4 protein-coding genes are annotated in these 2,425 nt (G+C 47.3%); 3 read left to right on the top strand and 1 reads right to left on the bottom strand.

Annotated features, from left to right (window positions below):
* Window positions 1-337, bottom strand: a 337-nt coding sequence (locus PGX78_RS07615; RefSeq protein WP_270446288.1) for a hypothetical protein, incomplete at its 3' end; no start/stop codon positions are given.
* Window positions 338-486: 149 nt separating this feature from the next.
* Between PGX78_RS07615 and PGX78_RS07610 the strand changes: the two genes are divergently transcribed.
* Genes PGX78_RS07610 through PGX78_RS07600 form a run of 3 tightly spaced genes read left to right on the top strand, consistent with a single transcriptional unit; the run spans window position 487 to window position 2,237 of the window.
* Complete coding sequence (locus PGX78_RS07610) at window positions 487-921, top strand: hypothetical protein (RefSeq protein WP_270446285.1); 435 nt, start codon at window positions 487-489, stop codon at window positions 919-921.
* A 27-nt stretch (window positions 922-948) separates the two neighbouring features.
* Window positions 949-1,500 (top strand): phosphoribosyltransferase family protein, encoded by a 552-nt coding sequence (locus PGX78_RS07605; protein ID WP_270446283.1) that lies wholly within the window; start codon window positions 949-951, stop codon window positions 1,498-1,500.
* 32 nt (window positions 1,501-1,532) lie between these two features.
* Window positions 1,533-2,237, top strand: coding sequence for a pentapeptide repeat-containing protein (locus PGX78_RS07600; RefSeq protein ID WP_270446281.1), 705 nt, complete (start codon window positions 1,533-1,535; stop codon window positions 2,235-2,237).
* The last annotated feature ends 188 nt before the right edge of the window (window positions 2,238-2,425 follow it).

Genomic DNA, 2,425 nt, shown 5'->3' with positions numbered 1-2,425 from the left:
GCAAGACGGTGACAAAGAGCCAGAGAGCCGCTAAGTTAAGGCATAAGGCGGAAACGCCCGTATTGTCCATGGTTACAGCTACAGCGTAGGCGATGATCGAAATAACGGTGGCAAGTACCGTGGCGATAGTTCTGAAACGGTTATTGCGTAGAACATAGGTCTGTACAAGAAGGGCCGGGCTGCATAAGAGGATGAGTACTGAACGGACGTAGGGTTCCGTTGTGGGGATGTTGGAAATGAATCCTGAAAATAGAATAATCAGTATATACAGCAGGGGGTCCTGTTTAAACAGTTGATACAGGTGAGAACTCGCTTTTTGAAGTTTAACTTTTAACATATGTACCTCCGCAACATATTGGTGATGTTATTATATACTATATCCTACAGGCAAGGGAATCGGACAGATTCGGTCGTTATATCTATAAGGGTTTCACAGACTACCGTGTCTTGATATAATAGAATCATAAGATGCATAGGAGGTATAAGATGAAAAAGAAACTTATTGCGGCTATGTTGGCCGTTTCTATCGGTACGGCCTCTTTCGGTGCCGTTCTTCCCGTAGAAGCCATCGGCTTGGGCGGTATGATTAAAGGCGGAGCTATCGGCCTTGTCATCGATAAATACGGTAGCTCTATTAACAGCTTTTTGAATAAATTATTGAACCAGAAAAATCTCGGCACTACGTATGCGACGAAGGTAGTTCCCATTGTCAGCATCGGTAACGGTAGTCGTGTCGGTGCCGCTCAGGTTACGGGACCGACGGCGGAAGTAGAGCAGGTAAAGGCCGTAGCCCAGGTAGAAGGCAGCTTTAATAACATAGCTCGTGTTAAGGGGCTTGTTCCCGTAAACAGTGCCAATCCCGTCGGGGCTTCACGCATTCAGGGCGTAGGCGTTTCGGCGATTATCGATTTAAAAATCTAATTTCCTACGGGAAAAACGAGGTGTATCGTGGCTAAAGAATATTATGAACTTCACGTGGCAGGCTGTACGAGACAGCTGCCGATTCTAAATGTTACGGACAGTCTGGCTATTGCAGGCTTTGTCATTCTCGGCGACACGGAGCTGACCATCAATACGGCGAAGGAGCTGGCGGCTAAGCTTCCGGCTGAAGCGGATATGATTATGACGGCCGAAACGAAGGGGATTCCCTTGGCAGCCGAAATGGCCCGGATTCTCGGCATGCCTCACTATATTGTGGCGCGCAAGAGCATTAAGGCTTATATGGAAAATCCCATTATTGTAGACGATGAATCGATTACGACGAAGGGAAAACAGATCCTCTGCCTTTCCGATGCGGATGTAGAGCTTATTAAGGATAAGAAAATTGTCATTGTAGATGACGTTATTTCTACAGGCGGTTCTTTAAAGGCTCTGGAAGAGTTGGCTGAAAAGGCCGGTGCCGAAGTCATCGGCAAGGCAGCTATTTTGGCTGAAGGGGATGCAGGTAAGCGGACGGACATTATTTTTCTGGAAAAGTTGCCCCTTTTTGAAGCCCGTTAGGGCTTACATCTCTTAAGCGGGAAGTGAGAGCCATGAAAACGCTGACACTTGAAGACATGCGTCAATTAAGCACCATGACAAGGGCTGAGCGTCAAGCTCATTCGTGTCGTGAATCGCAGCTGGAAAGCTTAAATCTCAACGGCTTGGATTTGTCGGGCCTGGATTTTTCATGGTCCGACTTTCGCCGTGTATCTTTCGTAGGGGCTTGTTTGCAAGATACCGATTTTTCCGATACGTTGTTTTCCGAGTGTTCGTTGGCCGGCGCCGACTTGTCGGGTGCCGACTTGCACGGAGCGGCCTTGCGAGGTTGCGACTTGAATCATGCGGTCCTTAAAGGGACCGACTTATATCGGGCCAACCTGGAAGGTGCTCGATTGGACGGTATTGTAGACGATGAGAAGACTCGGTTTTTTCGTCTCTACTGTCCCGAAAAAGGACCTTTTTTGGCGTACAAAAAGTGTTTTAACGATCTTCTCGTCACCTTGTTGGTACCTGCCGACGCCAAGCGCACCTCCGCTACGGGAGAGACCTGTCGCTGTAATAAGGCCAAGGTCCTAAGTATTAAGAGTTTTGACGGAAAGACGTCATATAAAGAGGCCATGTCCTTGGTGGATCCCAAGTTTATTTATCGTGTCGGACAATGGATGGAAGTAAAGAATTTTAATGAAGACCGTTGGTACGACTCGACGACAGGCATTCATTTTTGGTTGACGCCGGAAGAGGCGAAGGCTTATTAAGGAGAAGGTATGCATATTATTGCGGCAGTAGATGACAGTATGGGACTCTTGTTCAACAACAGGCGACAGAGTAAAGACAGCGAATTGATTAGGCGTATTATAAAAGAATACGGGTCGAATTTGTACATTCACCCCTTTTCAGCCGATTTATTTGAAGATACGGAAGCGGTTCTTACGTGCGACGAGAA

Origin of the sequence: Megasphaera sp. AF13-6AC (assembly GCF_027685385.1) — a bacterium.
Classification (GTDB): domain Bacteria; phylum Bacillota; class Negativicutes; order Veillonellales; family Megasphaeraceae; genus Megasphaera; species Megasphaera micronuciformis.
This window is presented reverse-complemented; position numbering and strand designations above follow the sequence as displayed.

What these genes read in the sequence shown, in the direction of transcription:
- PGX78_RS07610 (WP_270446285.1), top strand. Translation starts at nt 487, where the DNA reads ATGAAAAAGAAACTTATTGCGGCTATGTTGGCCGTTTCTATCGGTACG.
- PGX78_RS07600 (WP_270446281.1), top strand. Translation starts at nt 1,533, where the DNA reads ATGAAAACGCTGACACTTGAAGACATGCGTCAATTAAGCACCATGACA.